The sequence below is a fragment of the Streptomyces prasinopilosus genome (genome assembly GCF_001419695.1).
GTDB lineage: Bacteria > Actinomycetota > Actinomycetes > Streptomycetales > Streptomycetaceae > Streptomyces > Streptomyces prasinopilosus.
The window spans coordinates 1-3,123 of the sequence record NZ_LIRG01000692.1 but is presented as its reverse complement, the minus strand read 5'-3'; the positions used below and the strand labels follow the sequence as shown (position 1 = coordinate 3,123).

Genomic DNA, 3,123 nt, shown 5'->3' with positions numbered 1-3,123 from the left:
GGCCGTGTCCAGGCCCCCGCACGACCCCAGGTGCCGGCACAGGCTCCACCGCCCCAGCAGCCCCAGCCCCCGTCGCAGCCCCAGGCCCAGGCGCAGCCTCAGTCGCAGCACTCGGCCGCCGGCCAGCCGGGGCAGCCGAACCAGCCGGGGCAGTCGCGGCTCGGGCCGACGACCGAGGGAACGGGACGCTCGTACGCGATAGGGGCGCCGGACGCGGACGCGGCCGAGGGACCCGAGCCGCTGGACGGTCCGGGCGGGGCCGTCGAGGTGGCGGACCCTCCGCGTCCGCAGCCGATGGACGACGAACTGCCGCCGGAGCCCCTGGACAACCCGCGCCGGCTGCTGGTGTGGCCCGCGCCGGACGTCGCCACCCAGCAGGCGTTGAGCAACCGCGGTTACCGGCCGGTGATCGTGCACTCGCGCGAGGAGGTCGACGCCCAGATCGCGGCGTTCCCCGCCGCGCTGTTCGTGGACCCGCTGACCGGGCCGATCACCCGCACGGCGCTCCAGTCGCTGCGGACCGCGGCGGTGGCCGCCGAGGTGCCGGTGCTCGTCACGGCCGGGCTGGGGCAGGCCTCGCGCGATGCCGCCTACGGCGCCGACCCCGCCGTCCTGCTGAAGGCCCTCGCGCCGCGGGACAGCGAGCAGCATCCGCCGCGGGTGCTGCTGATCGAGGAGCACGCGGAGATCGCGCTCGCGCTGACCGGGACGCTGGAACGGCGGGGAATGCAGGTGGCGCGGGCCGCCGGCGACGCGGACGCCGTGACGCTCGCGGGGCAGTTCCGGCCGAACCTGGTGGTGATGGACCTGATGCAGGTACGCCGTCAGCAGGCCGGGATCGTGGACTGGCTGCGGGCGAACGGGCAGCTCACCCGCACCCCGCTCGTCGTCTACACCGCCGCCGTCGACCAGGGGGACCTGCCGCGGCTGGCCTCCGGCGAGACGGTGCTGTTCCTCGCGGAGCGCTCCACGAGCGACGAGGTGCAGGACAGGATCGTCGACCTGCTGGCCCGCATCGGCACCAACTGAGCCGCGCCGCATCCGTATCCGTGCCCGCAGCACCCGTCCCCGCCGCGTCCGACCGGGGGAACCGGACCTCCGGACGCACGACGGGGCCCCGCGTACGCCGGTTCGGTGACCGGCGTGCGCGGGGCGCTTCACAGCGTGTCGGCGGCCCTCGACGGGGGCCGGGGCGCGGAGGGCGGCGGGGCGCCTCAGATCCGGGTGATGTCCAGCGCGCCCTCGGCGTACTGCCGGCGCAGCACCTTCTTGTCGAACTTGCCGACGCTCGTCTTCGGCACCGACTCGATCACCGTCCAGCGCTCGGGCAGCTGCCACTTGGCGATCCTGCCCTCGCCGGCGAGGAAGTCGCGCAGGGTGTCGAAGTCGGCGGTCGAGCCCTCCTTGAGGACGACCGTGGCCAGCGGGCGTTCGCCCCACTTCTCGTCCGGGACCGCGACGACGGCGGCCTCGGCGACGTCCGGGTGGGACATCAGGGCGTTCTCCAGCTCCACCGAGGAGATCCACTCGCCACCGGACTTGATGACGTCCTTGGCCCGGTCGGTGAGGGTGAGGAAGCCGTCGGGGGAGATCGTGCCGACGTCGCCGGTCTTCAGCCAGCCGTCCTCACTGAACTTGTCCACGGGCCGCAGGGGTTCGGCGTCGGTGCCGTTGTAGTAGGCACCGGCGATCCAGGGACCGCGCACCTCCAGCTCGCCGGCGGACTCGCCGTCCCAGGGGAGCCGTTCACCACCGGGACCGGTGAGCCGGGCCTCGACACCGGCCGGGAAGCGGCCCTGGGTCAGACGGTAGGCGAACTCCTCGTCGGTGCCCACGGCATGGGCCGGCGGACGGGCGATGGTGCCGAGGGGGGAGGTCTCCGTCATGCCCCAGGCGTGGCAGACCCGCATGCCGAGTGCGTCGAACGCCTCCATCAGGGAGGGCGGACAGGCCGAGCCGCCGATGGTGACCTGGGTGAGGGCGGAGACGTCGCGCGGCTTCGCCAGCAGTTCGGCCAGCAGTCCCTGCCAGATGGTGGGGACGGCGGCGGCGTGGGTCGGCCGCTCGCTCTCGATCATCTCGGCGAGCGGCACGGGCTGCAGGAAGCGGTCCGGCATCAGCATGTTGACGCCGGTCATGAAGGTGGCGTGCGGCAGACCCCAGGCGTTGACGTGGAACTGGGGGACCACGACCAGTGAGGTGTCCCCGTCGGTCAGGCCCATCGACTGCGCCATGTTGACCTGCATGGAGTGCAGGTAGATCGAACGGTGGCTGTAGACCACGCCCTTGGGGTCCCCGGTCGTGCCCGAGGTGTAGCACATGGCGGCCGCGGCCCGCTCGTCCAGCTCGGGCCAGTCGTAGGAGGTCGGCTTCCCGGCGATCAGGTCCTCGTACTCGTGCACCCGCACCTGCGCCCGCGCCGCGGCGTCCGTCAGGGCGGAGCGGTCCCCGGCTCCGGACACGACGACGTGTTCGAGCGACTTCAAGTGCGGCAGCAGGGGGGCGAGCAGGGGGATCAGTGAACCGTTGACCAGGACCACCCGGTCGGCGGCGTGATCGACGATCCACACGATCTGCTCGGGCGGGAGGCGGAGGTTCAGGGTGTGGAGCACCGCGCCCATGGAGGGGATCGCGAAGTACGCCTCGACGTGCTCGGCGTTGTTCCACATGAGGGTGGCCACGCGCTCGTCGCCGGACACCTCGAGGTCCTCGCGCAGCGCGTGCGCCAGCTGCGCCGCGCGGGCACCGATCTCCGCGTAGGAACGGCGGTGCGGCTCGCCGTCGCCGGTCCAGGTGGTCACCTGCGACGTGCCGTGGATCGTCGACCCGTGGGCCAGGATCCTCGAGATCAGCAGCGGTACGTCCTGCATCGTGCTCAGCACGGCGTCCTCCCGGGCGGCATTGCCTACGCGGCTGTAACGGATGTGCTGATTCTGCGCACATACCGCGCGGTATGTCACTAGAGGAACGGATGATCGATCACGCGTCGCGGAACGGCACTCCGGTTCAGGAGCGAACAAGCCCCAGCTCAGCGTCGTCCCGCAGCTTGCCGAGCGCTCGCGAGACGGCCGAGGTGCTCGGAGTATCGGTGGGCACGGTGAAGTCGGCCGTCTCGCGAGCGCT

General features: G+C 72.4%; 2 protein-coding genes. One reads left to right on the top strand and one right to left on the bottom strand.

From position 1 onward, the window contains the following. The coding region (locus tag AOK18_RS24660; protein WP_055695751.1) for a response regulator at positions 1-1,029 on the top strand (1,029 nt) is incomplete at its 5' end. Between the two features lie 185 nt (positions 1,030-1,214). Here AOK18_RS24660 and AOK18_RS24655 read toward each other — a convergent pair. Then, positions 1,215-2,870 (bottom strand): long-chain fatty acid--CoA ligase, encoded by a 1,656-nt coding sequence (locus tag AOK18_RS24655; RefSeq protein WP_055695750.1) that lies wholly within the window; start codon positions 2,868-2,870, stop codon positions 1,215-1,217. Between the last annotated feature and the right edge of the window lie 253 nt (positions 2,871-3,123).